Origin of the sequence: Burkholderia sp. IO2, from assembly GCF_029522185.1 — a bacterium.
In the GTDB taxonomy this organism is placed as follows: Bacteria; Pseudomonadota; Gammaproteobacteria; order Burkholderiales; family Burkholderiaceae; genus Burkholderia; species Burkholderia cenocepacia.
The window spans coordinates 34,078-57,221 of sequence record NZ_JAKWFH010000035.1 but is presented as its reverse complement, the minus strand read 5'-3'; the positions used below and the strand labels follow the sequence as shown (position 1 = coordinate 57,221).

Sequence of the window (23,144 nt, the reverse complement as noted above, 5' to 3'; positions counted from 1 at the left end):
GATAAATAACACCGGCGTAATGCTTCGCCGCGGCGATTGCTTCTAGTATCTGCAGAACGCCGGCGGGCTGCCTGGCCGCCGGCGGCGAGCAGACGAGACACACGACCTACATTAGTACATCTAAAAGAATGGAGTCGAGTCAATGATCCAACTATCCGAGGGCCAACGGATATCCACGCACGACGGCGCGCTGCCACGGCCGCCGATCCCGGTGCATCCCGTGTTCAAAGCGTACAACCGGTCGAAGCTGGACGACCTCCCGCAGCTCGCGAGGTTGCCGCCGCGAATGCGCGAGCAGATCGGGCTGGTCGCGCGCGTGCTGCCGTTCAAGGTCAACCGTTATGTCGTCGAACAACTGATCGACTGGACCAACGTCCCGGACGATCCGCTGTTCCGGCTGACGTTTCCGCAGCCCGACATGCTCGCGCCCGACGATCTCGGCGAGCTGGCCATGCTGTCGCGCGACGCGGCGCGCGGTGCCGACCTGGACGCGCTGATCGGGCGCCTGCGCGCCCGGATGAACCCGCATCCGGCGGACCAGCGGCTCAACGAGCCGGAGCTCGACGGCGAGCCGTGCCCGGGCATCCAGCACAAGTACGCGCAGACGGTGCTGTACTTCCCGAGCCACGGGCAAACCTGCCATGCGTACTGCACGTTCTGCTTTCGCTGGCCGCAGTTCGTCGGCGACGCGTCGCTGAAATTCGCGTCGAGCGAAGCCGCGCGGCTGCACGCGTACCTGCGCGCGCGCGGCGAAGTGACCGACCTGCTGATGACGGGCGGCGATCCGATGGTGATGAGCGCGACGCGCCTGCGCGAGTACCTGATGCCGCTGCTGGAGCCCGGGCTCGAGCACGTCGGCAACATCCGGATCGGCACGAAGGCGCTGACCTACTGGCCGTACCGTTTCGTCAGCGATCCGGATACGCCCGAGCTGCTCGCGCTGCTGCGCACGCTGATCGATGCGGGGCGCAACGTGACGGTCATGGCGCACCTGAACCACTGGCGCGAACTGTCGACGGAGGTCGCCGAGCAGGCCGTGACGAACCTGCGCCGCATCGGCGTCGTGATCCGTTCGCAGGGGCCGGTGCTGCGCCACATCAACGACGATGCGGAAGTCTGGCGGCGCAACTGGGTCGGGCAGGTGCGACTCGGCATCGTGCCGTACTACATGTTCGTCGAGCGCGATACCGGGCCGCGCGGCTATTTCGAGCTGCCGCTCGCGCGGGCGCTCGATATCTACAACACCGCGATCGCGTCGGTGTCGGGGCTCGCGCGCAGCGCGCGCGGCCCGTCGATGAGCGCAGGCCCCGGCAAGGTCGAGGTCGCGGGCACGCTCGAGCTGCAGGGACAGCGCTACTTCCTGTTGAATTTCCTGCAGGCGCGCGATCCGCGCTGGCTGCGCCGGCCGTTTCTCGCGAAGTATTCGGCGACGGCCTGCTGGCTCGACCAGCTCGAACCGCCGGATGGCGAGCCCGCGTTCTTCTTCGACGCGCCGTACCGCGCATTCGTCGACGCGCGTCAACGCCAGCTGGAGCACGCATGAGGACGCCCGGCACACGAACCGCCGACGTCGCGATCGTCGGCGGCGGCTACACGGGGCTGTCCGCCGCGATCCACCTGGCGGAGCAGGGCGCGACGGTCGACGTTTGCGACGCTGATCCGCCGGGCGACGTGCCGAGCGCATTCAACTTCGGCTCGGTCGCGAGCGTCGCGCCGGCACTGCCGCGCGGCCCGGTTTCGGCCGCGCACGCGCAGGCCGCCGAGCGCGCGGCGGCGCAGGCCATCGCCTACCTGAAGCGCTTCGTCGACAGCCGCAACCTCGCCTGCGGCTGGGCGCATCCCGGCCACATCACGCTCGCGTGCGACGACGCGTCGGCGGCGCAACTGGCGCACCGGTTCGCGTGCCATGCGGCGCAGCAGGAGGCGTGCGTCGCGTGGCTCGACGCGCGGGCGGTCACGCAGGAAACCGGCGCGGCGCACGCGATCGCCGGGTTGCTGAACCTGCGCTTCGCGCTGATCCGGCCGCGCGCGCTCCGCGATGCGATGCGGGTGCGGGCCGCGACGCTCGGCGTGCGGATCCGGCGCGGCGCGCGCGTGCATGCCGTGCGGCCCGCGCCCGGTGCGGCCGTGCTCGATCTCGGTGACGCGACGGTCGACGCCGGCGCCGTGCTGGTGTGCGCGGAGGACGCATGGTCGCTGCTGCCGGCCGACGTGCGCCCGCCGCTCGAACGCTACGGCACGCACCTGCTGGCGACCCGCATCCTCGACGACGCGACGCAGCGCCGCATTTCGCGGCAGCCGCGCGTGTACGGCACGCTGTCCGCCGACAAGGACTATTTCCGGCTGGACGAGCGCGGGCGGCTGCTGTTCGGCAGCCGGCTCGGCCTGTCGGCCGATGTGCCGCCCGCGGGCGTCGAGGCCGCGTTGCGCGCGCGGCTGGCCGCGTATTTCCCGGCGCTCGAACACGCGCACGTCGAGCACGTATGGTCCGCGCCGCTCGGCTTCACCGCGTCCGGCGTGCCGCACGTCGGCATGGCCGGGCGGCTGGGCTGGTGCGGCGGCTATTGCGGCAGCGGGATCGCCACGGCCGTTCACGGCGGCGCGGCGCTGGCCGCGCGCGTGCTCGGCCACGCCGACGACGTTGCCTTTCACGATTCGATCACCGGTGCCGGGGAGGCGCGATGAACCCTTTCGAAATCCAGACGCTCGACGGCGCGAAGCCGCGGGCATTCGCCGGCGAAGAAGTCGACGTGCTCGGCATCGGCGTCGGTCCGTTCAACCTGAGCCTGGCGGCGCTGCTGGCGCCGCTGAACGGCCTGCGTTCGCTGTTCGTCGAGCGCCGGCCCGAGTTCCGCTGGCATCCCGGGTTGATGCTCGCGGATTCGTCGCTGACGACCAGCTTCCTGAAGGATCTCGTGACGCTGGCCGATCCGTGCAGCCGCTACTCGTTCATTGCGTTCCTGCAACGCACCGAACGACTGTATTCGTTCGCGAACGCGCGCTTTCCGACCGTGCGCCGCCGCGAGTTCGAGCAGTACATGCGGTGGGTGTGCGCGTCGCTCGACAACCTGCGGTTCGACTGCGAAGTCGAAAGCGTCGTGCGCGACGGGCGCGCGCTGCGCGTCACGACCTCGCACGGCGTCGTGCGCACCGCGAACCTCGTGGTCGGCGTCGGCCTGCGCCCGACCGTGCCTGCCTGCGCGCGGCCGCACCTGGGCGCCGACGTGCTGCATTCGTCGCAGTTCTGCACCGTGCGGCCGGCGCTCGCCGGCCGGCGCGTCGCGATCGTCGGCGGCGGCCAGAGCGGCGCCGAGCTCGCGCTGCATCTGCTCGGCCTGACGGGCGACGCCGCGCCCGCGCACATCGCCTGGCTGACGCGGCGCGAGAACTTCCTGCCGATGGACGACTCGCCGTTCGTCAACGAATGGTTCGTGCCGCAATACAACGAACATTTCTCGCGGCTGTCGCCGCAGCGCAAGCGCGACGCGCTGGAGACGCAGCGCCTCGCGAGCGACGGCGTCACGTTGCCGCTGCTGACGGCAATCTACCAGCGGCTCTACGAGATCACGCACATCGAGGGGCGTCCCGGCCATTGCGCGCTGATGCCGGGCCGCAGCATGGCGAACCTGCACCGCGCGGACGGCGGTTTCGTGCTGAGCGTCGACGACGGCACCGGCGTGCATGCGCCGCTGCATGCGGACGTCGTGCTGCTCGCGACGGGCAGCGAATTCCAGATGCCCGGCGCGCTCGAATCGCTGCGCTTCGAGATGCACACGCGCGACGGCGCACCGGAACTCGACGACGACTACGCGGTGCGCTGGAACCGGCCGAGCGCCGCGCGAATTTTCTTCCAGAACGCCGCGCGCACGACGCGCGGCATCGCCGACCCGAACCTGAGCCTTGCCGCGTGGCGCAGCGGCCGGATCGCCAACGCGATCGCGGGCGCGTCCATCTACGAAGTCGGCACGCCGCCGGGATTCGTCGACTGGCCGCACGGCGAAGCGCCGCAGGCCGCCACCCAACAACTCGTGAACTGACAGGAGCACACCGCCATGACCCATGCACCGGCCATGCTGTATCTCGACACACGCGCGCTTCCGGGCGAGCGGATCGCCGAAATCGACGCGGCGCGCAGTCTCGGGCTCGACCTCTACGTGGCGACGCCGACGCCCGACGCATTCCGCTCGTTCGGCTGCGCGGGCATCATTCCGACGCGCCTCGGCGATTACGACGCGGCCGAACGGACGATTCTCGACTACCTGCGCGAACATCGCGTCGAGTTGTCCGGCGTCGTCGCGTGGAAGGATCTCGAAGTCGTGCTCGCGAGCCGGCTGTCGCATCGGCTCGGCTTGCGCGGCACGGCGCCGGATGCCGCGCTCAACGTGCGCGACAAGGCCGCGACCCGCCGCGTGCTCGACGCGGTGCCGAATGCGAACTCGCGCTATGCGGTGGTCAGCAGCGAAGCCGAATTCACCGCCGCGCTGAAGCGGATCGGCGCGCCCGCGCTGCTCAAGCCGGCCGGCAACTCGGGCAGCCGCGGCATCTTTCCGGTCGATGCGCTCGCCGATCCCGTCGAGGTCTATCGTGCGTTTCGTGCGTACAACTCGCCGGAGAAGGGCGAGATGTTCAGCCTGTACGGCGATCACGCGCTGCTCGAGGAACAGCTGACGGGCAGCGAGCATTCGGTGTCCGGCGTCGTCGCGCAAGGCCGCGTCGCGATCAACGCGATCATCGACAAGACCTTCGACCGGTCGATCCCGATCCAGTACGAGAACGTGACGCCGTCGCTGCTGCCGGCCGACACGCAGGCGGCGATCCGCGACATGGTGCGTGCGGGTGTCGCGGCGACCGGCATCGACTGGTGCGGCTTCCACGCCGACGTGATGGTGACGCGCGACGGCCCGAAGATTCTCGAGATCGGCGGGCGGCTCGGCGGCGAGTTCATCAACTCGCACCTGATCCCGTACAGCGTCGCGGGCTTCTCGCCGTACCGCACCGTGCTCGATCTCGCGCGCGGCGCGATCGACGGCCCGCTCGACGACCGGCTCGGCACCGCGTCGACGCGCGCGGGCCAGCGCATCGTGATGCCGCCGGGGCTCGGGCGCATCGCCCGCGTCGAGGGCTTCGAGCGGCTGTGGCGGCGGCCGGAACTGCGCTTTCTGCAGGTCGTCGCCGGCAAGGGCGCGCAGATGGCGTTGCCGAAGGACGTGTTCAAGGCGTACGAGATCGCGTACCTGATCGCGCAGTGCGAGCTCGATCGCGACATCGTGGCGCTGCTGCGCGAGCTCGCGGCCGACGTGACCGTCACGCTGGACTGACCCGGAGGCCATCATGCCGATCGACACGATCCGCGACCCGCGCCACTACCTGCTCGTCCCCGCGATGCCGGCGCCGAACGGGCGCCTGCACCTCGGTCATATCGCGGGCCCGTACCTGCGGCTCGACATGCTTGCGCGCCATCTGCGCAGCCGCGGCGAGGTCGCACGCATCGCATGCGCGAGCGACCCGTACGATTCCTACATCCCGCTGCGCGCCGGGCAGGCCGGCATCGACGCGGCGGCGCTCGCGCGGCAGAGCTGCGCGGGCATCGTCGACGATCTCGCCGCGATGAACATCGACGTCGATCTGTTCGTCGATCCGCTCGGCGATGCGCATCACGACGCGTACCTCGCCGCGCACGACGGGCTCGTCGCACGGCTGGCCGCGCAGCGGCGCGTGTCGACGGTGCGCGAACGCATGCCGTATTCGGCCGCGCGCGACGGTTACGTGACCGGCAGTTTTCTGCTGGGCCATTGCCCGCAGTGCGCGCGCGACGTGTCGGGATTCTTCTGCGAGGACTGCGGCGCGCATTTCCAGCCGGAAGACGTGCGCGAACCGTCGGCACGCTGGGGCGAGACGCTCGCGATGCGCGAGCAGGACAACCTGTTCTTCGACATCGCGGACCCGGCCGCGCTGGTCGCGCAACTGGTGGGCACCGAGACCGCGCCGGTGTTCGTCGATATCGCGCGCCGCCATCTGGCGCGCGACGGCGCGCGTTTCCGCCTGACGAGCCATGCCGGCTGGGGGTTGCCGTATGTGCTGGACGGCGAGCCGCGCACGCTGTTCGGGCACGGGCTGCTGTTCGGCGCGATCCGCTTCGTCGGCGATCTCTACGCGCGCAGGCACGGGCTGCGCGCCAACCCGTTCGATCGCGATTCGGACGTGATCACCGTCAACGGCTTCGGGATCGACAACTGCGTGTCGCATCTGGTCGGCATCCAGGCGATGGCGATGGCCGACGGCGTGTCGAAGCCGTTCGATCGTTTCGTGATCAATCATTTCTACACGCTGGAAGGGCGCAAGTTCTCGACGAGCCTGCGTTGGGCGATCTGGGTCGAGGATCTCGCGGCGCGCACGCGCGTGCCGGCCGATGCGGTGCGCGGCTTCGTCGCGTCGACCAATCCGGTTGCCGGACGCACGGACTTCGATCGCGATGCGTTCTGCCGGTTCGTGAACGGGCCGTACGCGACGGTACGCCGGCATGTGGCCGAGGCAATCGGCGGGCCGCTCGCCGCGCGCGTGCCGACCGACGAGACGGTGCGGGCAGCGGAGGCGGCGTGGCGCGACGCGCAGCGCGCGATGGATTTCGCGACGTTCGACCCGACGGCGATGGCCGGCATCGTCGAGCGCTGGAGCGCGCGCTTCGACGGCGCGCGCGCGGCCGGCGACCTGTACGGCTGGACCAAGGGTTTCGCGCTGCTCGCGTGGCCGTTGATGCCGGCGCTCGCGCAGACCGCGTGGCGGGCGCTCGGCTTGCGCGGCGAGCCGAACGCGGGCGACTTCGCACGGTTGTCGTCGCCGGTCGTCACGCCGCTGGCGAACTTCGACCCGGTTACGCCGGGAGATCTGGCGGCGGTCCTGCCGCCCGGCATGCGGGAGGTCGCATGATGGAAGGCGCACTCGAAGGATTGCTGATCGTCGACCTGACGCGCGTGCTGGCCGGCCCGTTCTGCACGATGCTGCTGGCCGATCACGGTGCGCGCGTGATCAAGGTCGAACGGCCGTCGACCGGCGATGATGCACGCGCGTACGGCCCGTGGTACGGCGGCAAGTCCGCGTATTTCGCGTCGCTCAACCGCGGCAAGGAGAGCATCGCGCTCGACCTGAAGGATCCGTCCGATCGTCGCGTGCTCGACGCGCTGCTCGAGAAGGCCGACGTCGTCACCGAGAATTTCCGGCCCGGTACGATGGCGCGCATCGGCTACGACTGGGACACGCTGCACGCGCGTTTCCCGCGCCTGATCTACGGCAGCGCGTCGGGGTTCGGCCATACCGGGCCATTTCGCGATCACCGTGCATACGACATGATCGTCCAGGGGCTCGGCGGGATCATGAGCGTGACGGGCGAGCCCGGGCGCATGCCCGTGCGGGTCGGGCCGTCGATCGGCGATCTGGCGGCCGGCCTGTTCCTGACGACCGGGCTGCTGATGGCGCTCGTGCGGCGCGGGCGCACCGGGCAGGGCTCGAAGGTCGACATCGGCATGTTCGACTGCCAGCTCGCGCTGATGGAATATTTCATCGGCCGTTACTTCGCGACCGGCGAGGTCACGGGGCCGGTCGGCAGCTATCGGCCGGCGATCGCGCCGCCGTTCGGCGTCTACCGCGCGGCGGACGGCCCGCTCATCATCGCGGCCGGCAACGACAAGCTGTTCCGGCTGCTGTGCGACGCGCTCGGCGTGCCGGCGCTCGCGGCCGATCCGCGCTTCGCGGGCGGCGAGGCGCGCAAGGATCACGAGGCCGAACTCGAACGCACGCTCAACGGGCTGCTGGCGGCGCACGGCGTCGCGGCCTGGTGCGAGCGGTTCGCGCGCGCGGGCCTGCCTGCCGGCCCGATCAACCGGGTCGACCAGGCCGTCGTCCATCCGCAGACGGCCGCGCGCAACATGCTGATCGACGTCGACGATCCCGACGTCGGTCCGTACCGGCTGGTCGGGACGCCGATCAAGATTTCGGGCTGCCCCGACCCGGCCACGCGCCGGGCCGCGCCGGCGCTCGATCGCGACCGCGACGCGATTCTCGCGGAACTGGGCCTCGTCGGCGAGGAGGTGCACGATGAACGCGCGTAAGTTTCCGCACGTCGGCGCGCTGCCGCCGGAGTCCCATGTGCCGGGCGTCGTGTTGCGCCAGGCCGATTTCGCCGGGCTCGGCGACGGCGAGATTCCGTTTCGCGGCGGCCTGTTTACGGTCGAGCCGAACTGCACGTCGCGGCTGGACGTTCACGCGGTCCGCGAATGCTGGATGATCGCGCAGGGCAGCGGCCGGCTGACCTACGACGGCGAACCCGTGCGCGTGCGGGCCGGCGACGTGCTGTATTTCGAATCGCACCGCTCGCACCAGGTGCAGAACGACGGCGCGACGCCGCTCGTGATCAGCACCGTCTGGTGGCAGGCCGATGCGGTTTGATCTCGCGATCATCGGCGCAGGCGTGACGGGGGCGACGATCGCGCACGTCGCGGCTCGGCATGCGGGCGCGCTGCGCATCGCCGTGTTCGATGCGCGGCCGGCCGTGCAGACGGCCACGGCGCTGTCGGCCGGCGTCGTCACGCCGTTCTGCGGCAGCGGCGCGCGGCGCGCGCGATCGCTGGTCGCGCACGCGTACTACGGTGCGTGGGCACGGGCCGGATGCTGCGTGCGCGCCGCGCCGTTCACCTTCGTTGCGGACGCACCCGATGCGGGCGGTCCGTTGCTCGCGCCGCCGGTGACCGACGATCCGCCGGACCCCGGCGCCACACCACTCGTTGCGCTGCCGGCCGGCGCGCGCCTGTGGCGCGGCGGCCGCGCGTGGCTGGTCGACGTGCCGCGGCTGGTCGCGCACTACCTGACGGGCGCGCGCACCGTCGAGCGCTTCGATGCGCCGGTCACGCACGTGACGCGCGATGCCGGCGGCTGGACCGTCGTCGCCCCCGGCGTGACGCTGCGCGCCGACCGGCTCATCCGTGCCAGCGGCCCGTGGCCGGCCATCGACGGCGAAGCCGGCGTCGACGCGGGAACCGACATCGTCACGAAGAAGATCGTCGCGTTCGATGTCGACGGCCGCGGCTTGCCGCCCCCGGCGGATGCGCCGGTCGTCTACCTGCCCGACGCGCAGGCCTTTCTCGCCCCGGTGCATGCGCGGCGCGGCTGGCTGCTGAGCATCACGTCGCACGCGTGGGGCTGCGCCGCCGGCGCACGCGTCGCGCCGAGCGCCGACGAGCGCGCGCTCGCGCACGCGTTGCTCGATCGTCATTTCCCCGGCTTGCGCGATGCCCATCTCGCCGCGCGTACGGCGGTCGACGGGTACACGGCCGACCGCAATCCGCGGGTCGCGCCGATCGGTCGCGACGGCTGCGCGGTGGCCGGCGCGTCGGGCTCCGGCGTGCGCTTCGCGCCGGCCCTCGCGTACGAGGCGCTCGCCGCCGTCGGGTTGCCGTTCGAACCCGATGCCGCGACGACCGCACCCGAGCCACCGCTTTGCCACCGGGCAGACAAATCCGCTGCTTCCCTCACCGAATCCGTCCAACCATGCATACCGAACTCGCCTGGGTCGCCGTCGCACCCGCCTTCGCCCTGATCTGCATCGGCATCGCCGTGCGCCGCCTCGCGCTGGTCGATGCGGCGTTCTGGCCGTCCGCCGAAAAGCTCACCCACTACGTGCTGTTTCCCGCCTTCCTCGTGCATTCGATCGGTCTGGCCGGCCCGCTCGACGCGTCGTCGAAGTCGACGATCGTGCTGCTGACGGGGCTCACGCTCGCGGTGCTGGCCGCTGTCGTGCTCGGCTGCCGATGGTGCGCGGTGCCGCACGCATCGTTCACGTCGATCGTCCAGGGCTCGATCCGCTTCAACAGCTACATCTTCCTGTCGGTCGCGTCGGGGCTGCTGAGCCGCGCGGATTACGGGATCGCGGCGGTCGTCGTCGCGTACATGGTCGCGATCTCGAATACGCTCGTGCTGTTGTCGTTCGAACATGGCCAGGCCGGCGGCCGCGGGCTCGTGCGGATCGTCGGCAAGGTGGCGGCGAATCCGCTGATTGTCGCGAGCGCGTTCGGGATCGTGCTGAACCTGACCGGCTGGCGTCTGCCCGCCGCCGTGGACCAGACCGTCGACGTGCTCGGCGGCGCCGCGCTGCCGTTGAGCCTGATCTGCGTGGGCGCCGCGCTGCGGCTGCCGCTGCCGCGCAAGGAGGCGGCACTGGTGCGCGCGGGGCTCGTGACCACCGCGATCCGGCTGGTCGGCTTTCCGCTGCTCGCGCTGACCGCGACCAAGGCATTCGCCGTGACGCCGTTGTCCGGGAACCTGATCCTGCTCTATTCGGTGCTGCCGTGCGCGAGCAACTCGTACGTGCTGTCCACGCAGTACGGCGGCAACCATCGGCTGATGGCGTTCGTCGTCGCGCTGTCGACGGTGCTGTCGTTCGTCCCGATATTCCTCGTCGCGCGCACGATGTAGGCTGATGCGCCGCCTCGCGGCCGGCGGGGCCGCGCCGTTCACCCTCAATCGAAAAAAACAGGAGACACCCATGATTTCGAGGCGGTCGTTCAACCGCGCACTCGCCGGCATCGCGATGGCCGAGGTGCTGGGCGGATGCGCCGGCGCGACGCCGGATCGGCGGACGGTTACCGGCGTCGACGCGCACGCGCACGTGTTCCTGAAGTCGCTGCCGCTCGTGCCGGGCCATCGCTACACGATCGCGTACGACGCGTCGCTCGACCAGTACCTCGCGATGCTCGACCGGCACGGCATGTCGAATGGCGTGCTGATCCAGCCGAGCTTTCTGGGCACCGACAACCGCTATCTGCTTGCCGCGCTGCGCGCGCAACCCGCGCGTTTGCGCGGCATCGTCGTGATCGATCCCGCGCGCGATGCGGAGCAGGTTGCCGCATGGACGCCGCTCGGCGTGCGCGGCATCCGGCTGAACCTGATCGGCGAACGCGATCCGGATTTCGCGGACGCGGCGTGGCGCACGCTGTTTCCGCTGCTGCGCGCGCATGGCTGGCAAGTCGAGCTGCATGCGGAGGCCGCCCGGTTGCCGGCGCTGATGCCGCCGCTGCTCGACGCGGGCGTCGACGTCTCGCTCGACCATTTCGGCCGGCCCGATCCGCGGCTCGGGATCGACGATCCCGGCTTCCGCTATCTGTTGACGACGGCGACGAGCAAGCGCGTGTGGGTCAAGGTGTCGGGCGCCTACCGGAACGACCGCGCCGATCGCTGGCAGGCGTCCGGGCTGGCGGCGATGCGCGCGCTGCGCGATGCGTTCGGTACGCAGCGGCTCGTGTGGGGTAGCGACTGGCCGCATGTCGGATACGAGAAGGCCGTCGACGATGCGCTCGCGTACCGGTATCTGGCGACGCTGCTGCCGGACGAGGCCGGACGCAGACAGGTACTGGTCGATACGCCGGCGGCGCTGTACCGGTTCGACGGGAACGGGTGAGCGGGTAGGCGGCACGCATGTGCATGGCGAAAGCGCGGCCATCCGCCGTGCGCGACGCGACCATGAACCTGACGACGGCTTCCGCCATGCCGGTCCGGCCGCCGATGGGCCGCGCGGCCCGCGTGCCGTTCTCTCTCGTGTCGGGGCGGAAGAACGCGCGCACGCCAGGCTGACGCGCGCGCCGCCACCGTTCAGCGCACGTGCGGCAGCAACGCCCGCAACCAGTACGACACGGCCACCGCCCCGCCATCCGGCGTGCCGATCGCGCGCTCGCCGAGATAGCTGGCCCGTCCCGCGCGCGGCGTCATGCGCGCCGTATCCTCCGCGCCTCGCTCGGCCGCTTCCACGGCCGCCGTCCAGGCACTCGCGGGATCGCGATCGCCGTCGAGCGCACGGCTGAATGCATCGACGGCCGGCACCAGCGCATCGAGCATCGTCCGGTCGCCTGCCTGCGCGCCGCCGAGTTCGCCGATCGCATCGACCGCCGCGCGGAATGCCGCGGCCCAGTCGCGCGGCGACGGCTCGGCGAGATCGGCCAGCCGGCGCGACGCGCGCAGCAGCGCGGTCGCATAGAACGGCCCGGAGCTGCCGGCGATCGCGCGGCGCAACGCGGCGCCGAGCGCCGCGAGCGCACCGGACGGCGTGCCGTACGCGGTGTCGGGTAGTTCGAGAATCGCGTGCGCGGCGCGCCGCATGCTCGCGCCGAGATCGCCGTCACCGGCTGCCGCATCGAGATCCGTCAGCATCTGCTCGTGATCGATCAGCGTCTGCGCCACGGCGTGCAGCGCCGGTTGCAGGCGCGCGGCCCATGCGCGGCCGGCCGCATCGAGCGGCGGCGGCGGCGCGTCCTGCGACGCGGCCGCGGCCACGCGAATCCGCGTGTTCACGAGGCCGCCGCCCGGCCAGGCGCGCGCCTGCGTCGGCGCGTCGAGCAGCGCTGCGCGTTCGTCGTTCAGCCGCAGCACCGAGATCGAGCAGCCCGGCATGTTCAGCGCGGACAGGAACGTGCCGGCCCACGCGCGCGCGACGACGATGCCGCGCCGGCTCAGGTTGTCGAACGCGGCGCGCAGCACGATCGCGAGTTCCATGTCCGGCGTCGCGCCGAGACCGTTGACGAACAGCGCGACGCGTTCGTCGCGGTCGAGCACGAGATCGGCGACGATGCTCGACAGCAGCGTATCGGCCAGCGCATCGGCCGGCAGCGGCGCGCGGCGCTCGACGCCTTTCTCGCCGTGGATGCCGAGGCCCAGCTCGATCTCGTGATCGGCGAGGCTGAAGCCCGATTTGTCGGCGCCCGGGATCGTGCAGCCGTCGAGCGCGACGCCCATCGTGCCGAGCTCGGCCGCCGCGTCGCGCGCGATGCTCGCGACGCGGGCCAGCGGCAGCCCGCGCGCGGCGGCGGCGCCCGCGAGCTTGTGGATCAGCACGGTGCCGGCGATCCCGCGTCGCTGGCCGCGCTCGACGCGGCCGCGCAGCGACACGTCGTCGGCGACGATGACGGTTTCGACCGGAATGCCTTCCGCACGCGCAAGCTCGGCGGCGAGCCCGAAATTGAGCCGGTCGCCGGTGTAGTTCTTCACGATCAGCAGCGCGCCGTTCGGGCCGGCGCTCGCGCGGATCGCGGCGAGCACGGCGTCGGTCGACGGCGACGTGAACACTTCGCCGCACACGGCCGCGCTCAGCATCCCTTCGCCGACATAGCCGCCGTGCGCGGGTTCGTGGCCGCTGCCGCCGCCGGACAGGACCGCGACCGGCCGCTGCGACGGCTCGGGCAGCGGCTGGCGGACGAGCACGTGCTCGTCGCCGAGGATCGCGAGATGCGGCGATTGTCGCGCGATGCCTTCCAGCATTTCTCGCACGACGTCGGACGGGCGGTTCACAAGCTTTTTCATGGCGAAGGATTCCGGACGGGTGAACGGGGCTCGGCCGGGCGCGCACGGGCGCCGGACGGCTTTCGTGTTGCGGAGCATCGTGCGCGAGCCGTTGCCTGTCGCAGCCGATCGCATGACCGACGACCGGTGCGGGGCGGGCAACGAAGCGTACGCTTCGCGCCACGATACATCAGGTTCGGACGTTGCGGCGCGGATCGCGGCGCGATGGCGTCATGGCGCCGGGGCGGAACGGCGGCGTGCGCCGGGAGCCGGGCGCCGCTACTTCAGCGCGGTGATCGCCTTCGCGCGAATCAGCCGCGCGCGCAGCACGTTGCGGCTGATGCCGAGCAACTGCGCGGCCCGGATCTGGTTGCGATGGCTGAATTCGAACGCGACGCGCATGACCGTGTCCTCGATGTGCTCGAAGAGATTGCCGTGCCCGTCGTCGAACAGGTCGCGCAGCGCGTGTTCGAGCGCCGCCTGTGCGTCGGCGGACGAATGGGCCGCGGGCGCGGCGATGGCCGGCGGACACGGCGGCGCGATGTGCAGGTCGGTGTCCTGCAGCGTGTCGTGGCGGCTCACGAGCAGCGCGTGATGGATCACGTTCTCCAGTTCGCGGATATTGCCGGGCCAGTCGTGTGCGTGGAGCCGGCGCTCGGCGCGCGGATCGAGGCGGTGCGGCCCGCCGCCGAGCCGGTCGCGGTAAACGTCGAAGAAGTGCCGCGCGAGCGGCAGGATGTCGCCCGGCCGCTCGCGCAGCGGCGGAACCGCGAGCTGGACGACGTTGAGCCGGTAGAACAGGTCGCCGCGAAACTGTCCGGCCGCGACCGCCTGCTGCAAGTCGACGTTGGTCGCCGCGACCACACGCACGTCGACCGGAATGCCCGTGCGCGAACCGAGCCGCACGACCTCGCGTTCCTGCAGCACGCGCAGCAGCTTGACCTGCATCGCGAGCGGCAAGTCGCCGATTTCGTCGAGAAACAGCGTGCCGCCGTGCGCGGCTTCGAACCAGCCGGGCTTCGTGCTCAACGCGCCCGTAAACGCGCCTTTCTCGTGGCCGAACAGTTCGCTGTCGACGAGCGTTTCGGAGAATGCGCCGCAGTTCACCGCGACGAACGGTCCGTCGCGACGGGCGCCGAGCGCGTGCACGCGGCGGGCGATCAGTTCCTTGCCGGTGCCCGTCTCGCCGACGATCAGCACGTTCGCGTCGCTCGGCGCGACGCGGCGAACCTGTTCGAGCAGCGCGAGCGAACGCGGGTCGGCGAACACCTGCGCCTGCGCGCGGGACGGTGCGTGACGTTCGGGCAGCGCGAGCACCGGCGCCGCGGCCTGCCGTGCAGCCGGGTCGCGCGATGCGGCGACGATACGAAGATTGAGCGGGCGTGGCGATGCGGAAATCGAAGTCATGGCGATGAACCGTTGGATGGCCGGGCCGAGCGCGCCCGTGCCGGCGGGCGCCGCGGTCCGGCTGCTGCGTGGTCAGCAGAGTGTTGAACGTTTCGCCGCGCGCGAAAAGCATCGATTTCTGATAACCAAAGTGCGATTGCTGCGGAACCCGCAATGGCGCGGCAGAGCGGCGGTGCCGCGACGTCGAGACGTCGAATTCGACGCTATCGCGCGTGATGCGTTGCTGCCTGATCAGCAGCGCATCAGCAGACCCGCTGCATCCCGTTCATCGCGTCGCGGAATATCGATGTGACACGCGCATCGCAACGCTTGCCAGCATCGCGCATTTGGCGGCGCGCCAGTGCCGGCGGGCGATGACAAGAAATTTCGTTATCCGGACGAGATTTCTTTCGCGCATCCATGCCGATGGCACGCTCCTTGCTGACCCGAACCGGTATCGCCGCATCGACACGCGGCTTCACCACGGGAACGCATTGCATGAGCCACACCCTCAACGTCGTCGCGATATCGGGCAGCCTGCAGCGGCCGTCGCGCACGCTGGCGCTGACCGACGCGATCGTCACGGCGCTGGGCGCCGCGCTGCCGATCGAGACGCGGCTGATCGAACTCGGTGAGATCGGCAGCCGGCTGGCCGGCGCGCTGACGCGTGCGCAGGTACCGGCCGATCTCGACGCGCTGATCCGCACGATCGAGACGGCCGATGCGCTGGTCGTCGCGAGCCCGGTGTATCGCGCGTCGTACACGGGCCTCTTCAAGCACCTGTTCGATCTCGTGCGCCACGACGCACTCGTCGACGTGCCGGTGCTGCTCGCGGCTACCGGCGGCAGCGAGCGGCATGCGCTCGTGATCGACCATCAACTGCGCCCGCTGTTCAGCTTCTTCCAGGCGCGCACGCTGCCGATCGGCGTGTACGCGTCCGAAAGCGATTTCGACCAGTACCAGATCGCCAGTGCGGCGTTGCGCGAGCGCATCGCGCTCGCCGTGGACCGCGCGGTGCCGCAACTGCGCGCGCCCGCGCCTTCCGTCGCGGCCGCGTAAGCCGCTTTTTCGTTTCCCCTTCGACCAGGACACCTTCATGAGCCTTCCCGACCCTTCCGCCGACGGCGTCAAATTCGCGTACTGGGTGCCGAACGTCAGCGGCGGCCTCGTCGTCAGCACGATCGAGCAGCGCACCGACTGGAGCCTCGAGTACAACCAGACACTCGCGCGCACGGCCGAGGCGGCCGGCTTCGACTACGCGCTGAGCCAGATCCGCTTCACGGCCGGCTACGGCGCCGAATACCAGCACGAGTCGGTGTCGTTCAGCCAGGCGCTGCTGCATGCGACGACGAAGCTCAAGGTGCTCGCCGCGATCCTGCCGGGGCCGTGGCATCCGGCCGTGGTCGCGAAACAGCTCGCGACGATCGACCACATTTCGAACGGGCGTATCGCGATCAACGTCGTGAGCGGCTGGTTCAAGGGCGAATTCACCGCGATCGGCGAGCCGTGGCTCGAGCACGACGAACGCTATCGGCGCTCGAAGGAATTCATCCAGGCGCTCAAGGGTATCTGGACCCAGGACAACTTCACGTTCAAGGGCGACTTCTATCGCTTCAACGATTACACGCTGAGCCCGAAGCCGGTGCAGAAGCCGCATCCGGAAATCTTCCAGGGCGGCAGCTCGCGCGCGGCGCGCGACAACGCGGCGAGCGTGTCCGACTGGTATTTCACGAACGGCAATACGCCGGAGAACCTGAAGGCGCAGATCGACGACATCCGCGCGAAGGCGGCCGCGAACAACCATCGCGTGCGGATCGGCGTCAACGCGTTCGTGATCGCGCGCGACACCGAGGAAGAAGCGCAGGCCGTGCTCGACGACATCATCCGGCATGCGCACGTCGAGGCCGTGCACGCGTTCGGCGATGCGGCGAAGCAGGCCGGCAAGGCGTCGCCCGAAGGCGAGGGCAACTGGGCGAAGTCGACGTTCGAGGATCTGGTGCAGTACAACGACGGCTTCCGCACGAACCTGATCGGCACGCCGCAGCAGATCGCCGAGCGGATCGTCGCCCTGAAGGCGATCGGCGTCGATCTCGTGCTGGCCGGGTTCCTGCACTTCATCGAGGAAGTCGAATACTTCGGCAAGCGCGTGCTGCCGCTCGTGCGCGAACTGGAGGCGCAGCGGCAGGCCATCGCCGCGTGACGCTTACGCTCTTGTCCGCCGCACGCGCGCGGCCCGCGACCGTGCGGGAGCGTGCGGCGGCGTGACGCTCACGCGACGCCCGCGAGCTTCGATGCTTCGATCACCATCTGCACGCCGAGGCTGCCGAGGATGATGCCCATCACCCAGCGCTGCGCGAGCAGCAGCGCCGGGCGGCCGTGCAGGAACGTCGCGAGGCGGCTCGAGCAGATCGCCACCAGCCCGTTGGCCGACGCGAACGCGGCGATCAGCAGCGAGCCGAGAAACAGCGACTGGCCGAACACGCTGCCTTGGCCGTAGTCGATGAACTGCGGCAGCAGCGACACGAACAGCATCGCGAGCTTCGGATTCAGCACGCTGGTCGTCGCGCCCATCGCGAGCAGCCGCAGCGGCTGCTCGTTCGGCAGCGTCTTCACCTCGAACGGCGAGCGGCCGCCGGGCCGCACCGCCTGCCATGCGAGGTACAGCAGATAGGTCGCCCCGACCGCGCCCAGCACGCTGCCCGCATAGGGCACGCTCATGAACAGCGTCGTGATGCCGAACGCCGCGGCGAACATGTAGAACAGGTAGCCGATCATCACGCCGGCGAGCGAAATGAGTCCGGCCGCCCGCCCTTGCGCGATCGAGCGCGACATCACGTAGACCATGTTCGGCCCCGGCGTCACCGCGAGCATGCCGCCGATGACGAGAAACCCGTAGAGCGATCCGGACGTATGCATGTTTTCTGCTTCCTGCATCGAGTGAGTGCCGACGGAATGCATTGTCCGGCGATGGAGGTGAACAGTAAAACGGGATAAACTGAATCGATTGATCAGTTTTTCTGAATCGACATGAAGAAGCTCGACCTCGATGTGCTCGCGATGGTGGTCGCCGTCGCGGATTCCGGATCGTTCGCGCAGGGCGCGCAGGCCGTGCATCGGTCGCCGTCGGCGGTGAGCATGCAGATCAGGACGCTGGAAGACGCGCTCGGCAAGCCGCTGTTCATCCGCGACACGCGCAACGTGACGGCGACCGACGACGGCAGGATGCTCGCCGACTACGGCCGCCGGATGCTCGCGATGCGCGACGAGGCGTGGGCGTCGGTCGTGCGCCCGGAGATCCGCGGCCGTGTGACGATCGGCGTGCCCGACGACTACATCTCGTCGCTGCTGCCGCAGGTGCTCGGCAAGTTCGCCGCGATGCATCCGCGCGTGGAAGTGCGCGTGATCGGCCAGCCGAGCAGTGCGCTCGTGCCGATGCTGAAGGACAACACGGTCGACCTCGCGTGCCTGACCCGCGTCAAGGGCGTGTCCGGCGAGCTGATCCGGCTCGAACCGATCGTCTGGACCGGATCGGCGAAGCGCAACGTGTGGGAAGAGCGGCCGCTGCCGGTTGCGCTGTTCTCGCACGGCAGCATGGCGCGCGATCATGCGATCAAGGCGCTGAACCGGCGGAAGATTCCGTACCGGATGTCATACGAAAGCCCGAGCTTTCTCGGGCTGCTCAGCATGGTCGAGGCCGGCCTCGCCATCGCGCCGCTCGCGCGCTGCTGCGTGCCCGATCACCTGTTGCAGCTGTCGGAGAGCCACGGGCTGCCGTCACTCGGCGAACTCGAGGTCGTGCTCGCGCGCAGCGCGCAGTCTGCGCGCCCGCCGTGCGATTACCTGGCCGAGCAGATCCTCGGCGAGTGGCGTGCCTGAAGCCCGCTACGGGCGGCACGTCAGCACGACGTCAGCAGCCATTCGCGGAACGCGACGAGCGACGGCAGCGTCTCGTTGCCCGGCGGATAGACGAGGTAATAGCTGCGCTGGCTGGTGATCGCGTCGCCGATCGAGTCGAGTTCGCCGCGGCTCAATTCATCCTCCACCAGCACCTTCGGCACCAGCCCGATCCCCATTCCGGCGCGCACGGCCTGGATCAGGTGCGACGTCAGCTCGAAACTCGGACCGATCCGCATCTGGCGATGATCGAGCCGATAGTGCGAGAACCACTCGGCCCAGGCCTGCTGATTGCTCGTCACGCCCAGCAGCGTCTGCTTCGCCGCCCATGCCGGCGCGCGCGCGTCGGCCTTGCGGCGGCCGCCGGCGTCGGGCGGCGCGATTGCGATCAGGAACTCGTTGTACAGCCGGTGCGCGTGCAGGCCCGGCCAGTCGCCCGCGCCGACGGTGATCGCCGCGTCGAGGTCGTCGTTGAGGAAATCGAGCGCGCCGATCCGCGAATGAAGGTGCACGGTCACGCCCGGATGCGCGGCGTAGAAGCCGTGCAGGTGCGGCAGCAGCCATTTCGACCCGAACGTCGGCAGGGTGGCCAGCCGCAGCGTGCCGGCGCCGGCCTGATGCGACATCGCCTGCAGCGTCGCGCCGCGAATGCGCCCGAGCGCGCCGCTCAGCTCGGCGAAGTAGCGGCGGCCGACTTCGGTCAGCTTGACCGAACGGCCTTCACGCCGGAACAGCGGCACGCCGAGCTGATCCTCGAGCGTCTGGACCTGCCGGCTGATCGCGCTCTGGCTCAGTGACAGCTCGTCGGCCGCGCGCGTATAGCTTTCATGCCGGGCGGCGGCCTCGAACACGAGCAGCAGCGACATCGACGGGGTGAGACGGCGGTAATTCATGAGTTTTATGCAAGCTTCGCCGGATAAGAATTCGTTTGTTTCTGACGGAATATCCAAAGATACTGGAATTCCCGGTTGAGCGGAAACTTGCCAAAAAATCATGTTTTGGCGTGCGCGAACCGGCCGGCTCCACCCCCATTGCGCCTTTGCCCCATGTCGATCGTCCCGTTGCCCCGTCCCGCCAGCCCGTCCACGACCGTTTACCGAGATTTTCTCGTCGCGCTGCAGGCCGCCGGCTTCGCCGGGGAAATCCGCGCGGACCACGCGAACCGGACCGTGCAGGCCACCGACAACTCGATCTACCAGCGCCTGCCGCAGGCGGTGATCTGCCCCGCGCACGCGGATGACGTCCAGTTGCTGGCCCGGCTGCTGGCCGAGCCCGCGCACCGCGACGTCGCGGTGGCCGCGCGTGGCGGCGGCACTGGCACCAACGGGCAGTCGCTGACCGACGGCATCGTCGTCGACCTGTCGCGCAACATGAACCGGATCCTCGAAATCAACGCGCAAGCGCGCTGGGTGCGCGTGGAGGCGGGCGTCGTCAAGGATCAGCTCAATGCGGCGCTGAAGCCGCACGGGCTGTTCTTCGCGCCGGAGCTGTCCACGTCGAACCGCGCGACCGTCGGCGGGATGATCAACACCGACGCGAGCGGGCAGGGCAGCTGCACGTACGGCAAGACGCGCGACCACGTGCTCGAACTCGATTTCGTGCTGATGGGCGGCGAGCGGCTGCACAGCGACGCGCTCGACGAAGCAGAACTGGAGCGCCGCTGCGCGCGGCAGGACCGCGTCGGCAAGGTATATCGCACCGCGCGGCGCATCCGCGACGACAAGGCCGCGTTGATCGACGCGAAGTTTCCGAAACTCAACCGCTGCCTGACCGGCTACGACCTCGCGCACCTGCGCGAAGCGGACGGCCGCTTCAACCTGAACAGCGTACTGTGCGGCGCGGAAGGGTCGCTCGGCTTCGTCGTCGAGGCGAAGCTCAACGTGCTGCCGATCCCGAAGTTTTCGGTGCTGGTCAACGTGCGTTACGCGGGCTTCATGGACGCGCTGCGCGACGCGCGCGCGCTGCTCGAACACCGGCCGCTGTCGATCGAGACGGTCGACTCGAAGGTGCTGATGCTCGCGATGAAGGACTTCGTGTGGAGCAGCGTGGCCGAGTATTTCCCGCAGGACGACGCGCGTCCGACGCTCGGCATCAACCTGATCGAATTCAGCGGCGACGACGAACACGACGTCGATGCGCAGGTGCGCGCGTTCGTCGAGCATCTGCGCACCGATACGAGCGTGGAGCGTCTCGGCCATACGCTGGCGGCCGGCGACGATGCGGTGAAGCGCGTGTATGCGATGCGCAAGCGCGCGGTCGGCCTGCTCGGCAACGTGCAGGGCGAAGCGCGTCCGCAACCGTTCGTCGAGGACACCGCGGTGCCGCCGGAGAACCTCGCCGCGTACATCGCCGAATTTCGCGCGCTGCTCGACGGCCACGGGCTGCAGTACGGGATGTTCGGCCACGTCGACGCGGGCGTGCTGCACGTGCGCCCGGCGCTCGACATGAAGGACCCGAAGCAGGCGGCGCTGGTGCGGCCGGTGTCGGATGCGGTGGCCGAACTCACGCAGCGTCACGGCGGCCTGCTGTGGGGCGAGCACGGCAAGGGCGTGCGCTCCGAATATGCGCCGGCGTTTTTCGGCGAGCTGTATCCGTCGCTGCAGCAGTTGAAGGCCGCGTTCGATCCGCACAACCAGTTCAACCCGGGCAAGATCGCGACGCCGCCGGACCCCACGCTGCGGCTGCTGAAGATCGACGAGGTGCCGACGCGCGGCGACCACGACCGGCAGATCGACGAGCGCGTGTGGCAGAGCTACGGCACCGCGATGCATTGCAACGGCAACGGTGCGTGCTACAACTTCGATCCCGACGACGCGATGTGCCCGTCGTGGAAGGCGACGCGCGAACGCGTGCAGTCGCCGAAGGGGCGCGCGTCGCTGATGCGCGAATGGTTGCGCCTGCAAGGGCAGGCCGGCGTCGACGTCGTCGCGGCGGCGCGCACGCGGCAGCCGTTGCTGCGCGGTCTGGCCGAGCGCTGGCGCAACAGCCGCAACGCGCGTCGTCGCGACGCGGATTTCTCGCACGAGGTGTACGACGCGATGGCCGGATGTCTCGCATGCAAATCGTGCGCGGGGCAGTGCCCGGTCAAGGTGAACGTACCCGAGTTTCGCTCGCGCTTTCTCGAGCTGTATCACCAGCGCTACCTGCGACCGCTGCGCGATTACCTGATCGGCTCGCTCGAATTCACGATGCCGTGGATGGCGCGCGTGCCCGCGCTGTACAACGGGTTGATGGGCGCCAACTGGGTAAGGACGCTGCTCGAGCGCCAGGTCGGCATGGTCGACAGCCCGCTGCTGAGCCGCTTCGATCTCGCGGCCGTGATCCGCGCATGGAACGTGAAGCCGGCCGATCCGCATGCGCTCGCCGCACTGAGCGAGGCGCAGCGCGCGCGCAGCGTCGTCATCGTGCAGGACACGTTCACGCGCTATTTCGATACCGAGCAACTGGCGACGCTGATCGAGCTGGCGGCGCGCGTCGGTTTCCAGGTGTGGCTCGCGCCGCTCGCGCCGAACGGCAAGGCGCTGCACGTGCAGGGCTTTCTTCACGCATTCGCGAAGGCGGCGATCCGCAACGCGACACAACTGGCCGCACTGGCGCGCTCGGGCGTCGCGCTGGTCGGTCTCGATCCGGCGATGACGCTGACGTATCGGCAGGAATACCTGAAGGTGACGGGACTCACCGATGTGCCGACCGTCGCGCTGCCGCAGGAGTGGCTGCTGGGCGCGTTGCCGGAAGCCGGTGCGGGCAGGGCGACGGTTTCATATCGGTTGCTGCCGCACTGCACCGAGAAGACCAATGCGCCGGACAGCGGCAAGCAATGGGCGCAGGTGTTCGCGCGTCGCGGGTTGCGCTTGCAGGTTCAGGCGACCGGGTGTTGCGGGATGTCGGGCACGTACGGGCACGAGGCGCGTAATCTCGCGACGTCGAAGACGATCTATGCGCAGTCGTGGGCCGTGCACGTCGACGGGCCGGAGCAGGAGGGCGAGGCGCTGGCGACCGGGTATTCGTGTCGCAGCCAGGTGAAACGCCTGTCGTCGAAGCAGGTGCGCCATCCGTTGCAGGCGCTGCTCGATCATGTGCGCGCGGTAGGGTGATGTTGTAGCGGTGCGGCCCGTCAGGGCGCGTCGATCGTTCGTAGAGCGGCCATCCCCGTGCCGCTTTCGACCTGGGCCGGCGCGGGTCAGGCGTCGGCTTTCGCCGCTTTCCGCGGACGCGGTTTTTCCGCGGCGGGAAACACGCCGACGCCGCGCGGCCGTTTCGGCTCGATCCGCATTTGCCGGATCACGCGCCGGAAGTCGATCTCGTGCGCGGCCAGCGTGCCGATCAGTTTCGCGATGACCGCGAGGTGGGAAGGAACGGTGCCCTTGCTCGAATAGTTGGTGATCGAACTTTCGTTCATCCGGATCAGGCGGGCGAACTCGCGCGCCGTCAACTGCGCCTTCTTCAACTCCTGTTGGAATTCCGCATACGCCATTGCACACATGATGCTTCGTCTCCGTGAATCAGAATCCGGCCCGCGCGGCGCCGGCGCCGACGGGTGGCGTTCC

General features: G+C 69.7%; 20 protein-coding genes. 15 read left to right on the top strand and 5 right to left on the bottom strand.

Annotation, left to right across the window (positions count from 1 at the left end):
* Positions 1-142: 142 nt before the first annotated feature.
* The 10 genes from MMB92_RS22215 to MMB92_RS22170 all read left to right on the top strand — a co-directional run bounded on the left by MMB92_RS22215 (position 143) and on the right by MMB92_RS22170 (position 11,446).
* The gene (locus MMB92_RS22215; RefSeq protein WP_196432695.1) at positions 143-1,543 is read left to right on the top strand and encodes a lysine 2,3-aminomutase; all 1,401 of its coding nucleotides are present in this window, start codon (positions 143-145) and stop codon (positions 1,541-1,543) included.
* Positions 1,540-2,685: an FAD-binding oxidoreductase gene (locus tag MMB92_RS22210; RefSeq protein WP_059721486.1), complete on the top strand. Its 1,146-nt coding sequence runs from the start codon at positions 1,540-1,542 to the stop codon at positions 2,683-2,685. Before MMB92_RS22215 ends, MMB92_RS22210 begins: the two co-directional genes overlap by 4 nt.
* Positions 2,682-4,037 (top strand): SidA/IucD/PvdA family monooxygenase, encoded by a 1,356-nt coding sequence (locus MMB92_RS22205; RefSeq protein WP_006493536.1) that lies wholly within the window; start codon positions 2,682-2,684, stop codon positions 4,035-4,037. Before MMB92_RS22210 ends, MMB92_RS22205 begins: the two co-directional genes overlap by 4 nt.
* Before the next feature lie 15 nt (positions 4,038-4,052).
* A complete protein-coding gene (locus MMB92_RS22200; protein ID WP_277562924.1) occupies positions 4,053-5,318 on the top strand; it encodes an ATP-grasp domain-containing protein in 1,266 nt (421 codons plus the stop codon).
* A gap of 13 nt (positions 5,319-5,331) precedes the next feature.
* Positions 5,332-6,927: a methionine--tRNA ligase gene (locus MMB92_RS22195; protein ID WP_006497873.1), complete on the top strand. Its 1,596-nt coding sequence runs from the start codon at positions 5,332-5,334 to the stop codon at positions 6,925-6,927.
* Positions 6,924-8,105: a CoA transferase gene (locus tag MMB92_RS22190; protein ID WP_006497874.1), complete on the top strand. Its 1,182-nt coding sequence runs from the start codon at positions 6,924-6,926 to the stop codon at positions 8,103-8,105. Before MMB92_RS22195 ends, MMB92_RS22190 begins: the two co-directional genes overlap by 4 nt.
* Positions 8,092-8,442, top strand: coding sequence for a cupin domain-containing protein (locus MMB92_RS22185; protein WP_006489684.1), 351 nt, complete (start codon positions 8,092-8,094; stop codon positions 8,440-8,442). The genes MMB92_RS22190 and MMB92_RS22185 overlap by 14 nt, the downstream gene beginning before the upstream one ends.
* On the top strand, positions 8,432-9,589 hold the full coding sequence (locus MMB92_RS22180) for an FAD-dependent oxidoreductase (RefSeq protein WP_062911543.1): 1,158 nt from the start codon (positions 8,432-8,434) through the stop codon (positions 9,587-9,589). Before MMB92_RS22185 ends, MMB92_RS22180 begins: the two co-directional genes overlap by 11 nt.
* A complete protein-coding gene (locus tag MMB92_RS22175; protein WP_006491300.1) occupies positions 9,541-10,464 on the top strand; it encodes an AEC family transporter in 924 nt (307 codons plus the stop codon). The genes MMB92_RS22180 and MMB92_RS22175 overlap by 49 nt, the downstream gene beginning before the upstream one ends.
* 70 nt (positions 10,465-10,534) lie before the next feature.
* Positions 10,535-11,446 carry an amidohydrolase family protein gene (locus MMB92_RS22170; protein ID WP_048988472.1) on the top strand — a complete coding sequence of 304 codons (912 nt, stop codon included), beginning with the start codon at positions 10,535-10,537 and terminating at the stop codon, positions 11,444-11,446.
* A gap of 191 nt (positions 11,447-11,637) precedes the next feature.
* Here the strand turns inward: MMB92_RS22170 and dhaL are convergent, their stop codons facing one another.
* Together dhaL and MMB92_RS22160 are read right to left on the bottom strand one after the other, a co-directional pair.
* Entirely contained in the window at positions 11,638-13,338 is a 1,701-nt protein-coding gene (dhaL, locus tag MMB92_RS22165; RefSeq protein ID WP_059721484.1) for a dihydroxyacetone kinase subunit DhaL, read from the bottom strand.
* A 258-nt stretch (positions 13,339-13,596) separates the two neighbouring features.
* A complete protein-coding gene (locus MMB92_RS22160) occupies positions 13,597-14,724 on the bottom strand; it encodes a sigma 54-interacting transcriptional regulator (protein ID WP_080403523.1) in 1,128 nt (375 codons plus the stop codon).
* Here MMB92_RS22160 and MMB92_RS22155 point away from each other — a divergent pair.
* The 3 genes from MMB92_RS22155 to sfnG all read left to right on the top strand — a co-directional run bounded on the left by MMB92_RS22155 (position 14,723) and on the right by sfnG (position 16,903).
* The gene (locus MMB92_RS22155; RefSeq protein WP_077020532.1) at positions 14,723-15,016 is read left to right on the top strand and encodes a hypothetical protein; all 294 of its coding nucleotides are present in this window, start codon (positions 14,723-14,725) and stop codon (positions 15,014-15,016) included. The two genes, MMB92_RS22160 and MMB92_RS22155, sit on opposite strands and share 2 nt — an antisense overlap.
* A gap of 185 nt (positions 15,017-15,201) precedes the next feature.
* Positions 15,202-15,762 (top strand): FMN reductase, encoded by a 561-nt coding sequence (gene msuE / locus MMB92_RS22150; RefSeq protein ID WP_006490935.1) that lies wholly within the window; start codon positions 15,202-15,204, stop codon positions 15,760-15,762.
* Between the two features lie 37 nt (positions 15,763-15,799).
* A complete protein-coding gene (gene sfnG / locus MMB92_RS22145; protein ID WP_060213321.1) occupies positions 15,800-16,903 on the top strand; it encodes a dimethylsulfone monooxygenase SfnG in 1,104 nt (367 codons plus the stop codon).
* A gap of 68 nt (positions 16,904-16,971) precedes the next feature.
* Here the strand turns inward: sfnG and MMB92_RS22140 are convergent, their stop codons facing one another.
* The gene (locus MMB92_RS22140) at positions 16,972-17,619 is read right to left on the bottom strand and encodes a LysE family translocator (RefSeq protein WP_034203878.1); all 648 of its coding nucleotides are present in this window, start codon (positions 17,617-17,619) and stop codon (positions 16,972-16,974) included.
* A 111-nt stretch (positions 17,620-17,730) separates the two neighbouring features.
* Between MMB92_RS22140 and MMB92_RS22135 the strand changes: the two genes are divergently transcribed.
* Positions 17,731-18,579, top strand: coding sequence for a LysR substrate-binding domain-containing protein (locus MMB92_RS22135; RefSeq protein ID WP_006490930.1), 849 nt, complete (start codon positions 17,731-17,733; stop codon positions 18,577-18,579).
* 20 nt (positions 18,580-18,599) lie between these two features.
* Here the strand turns inward: MMB92_RS22135 and MMB92_RS22130 are convergent, their stop codons facing one another.
* Entirely contained in the window at positions 18,600-19,490 is an 891-nt protein-coding gene (locus MMB92_RS22130) for a LysR substrate-binding domain-containing protein (RefSeq protein WP_277562923.1), read from the bottom strand.
* Between the two features lie 153 nt (positions 19,491-19,643).
* On the opposite strand from MMB92_RS22130, the gene MMB92_RS22125 reads away from it, so the two are divergent.
* Positions 19,644-22,691, top strand: coding sequence for an FAD-binding and (Fe-S)-binding domain-containing protein (locus MMB92_RS22125; protein ID WP_058903806.1), 3,048 nt, complete (start codon positions 19,644-19,646; stop codon positions 22,689-22,691).
* An 86-nt stretch (positions 22,692-22,777) separates the two neighbouring features.
* Here MMB92_RS22125 and MMB92_RS22120 read toward each other — a convergent pair whose 3' ends face one another.
* The gene (locus MMB92_RS22120) at positions 22,778-23,080 is read right to left on the bottom strand and encodes a hypothetical protein (RefSeq protein WP_006490931.1); all 303 of its coding nucleotides are present in this window, start codon (positions 23,078-23,080) and stop codon (positions 22,778-22,780) included.
* Between the last annotated feature and the right edge of the window lie 64 nt (positions 23,081-23,144).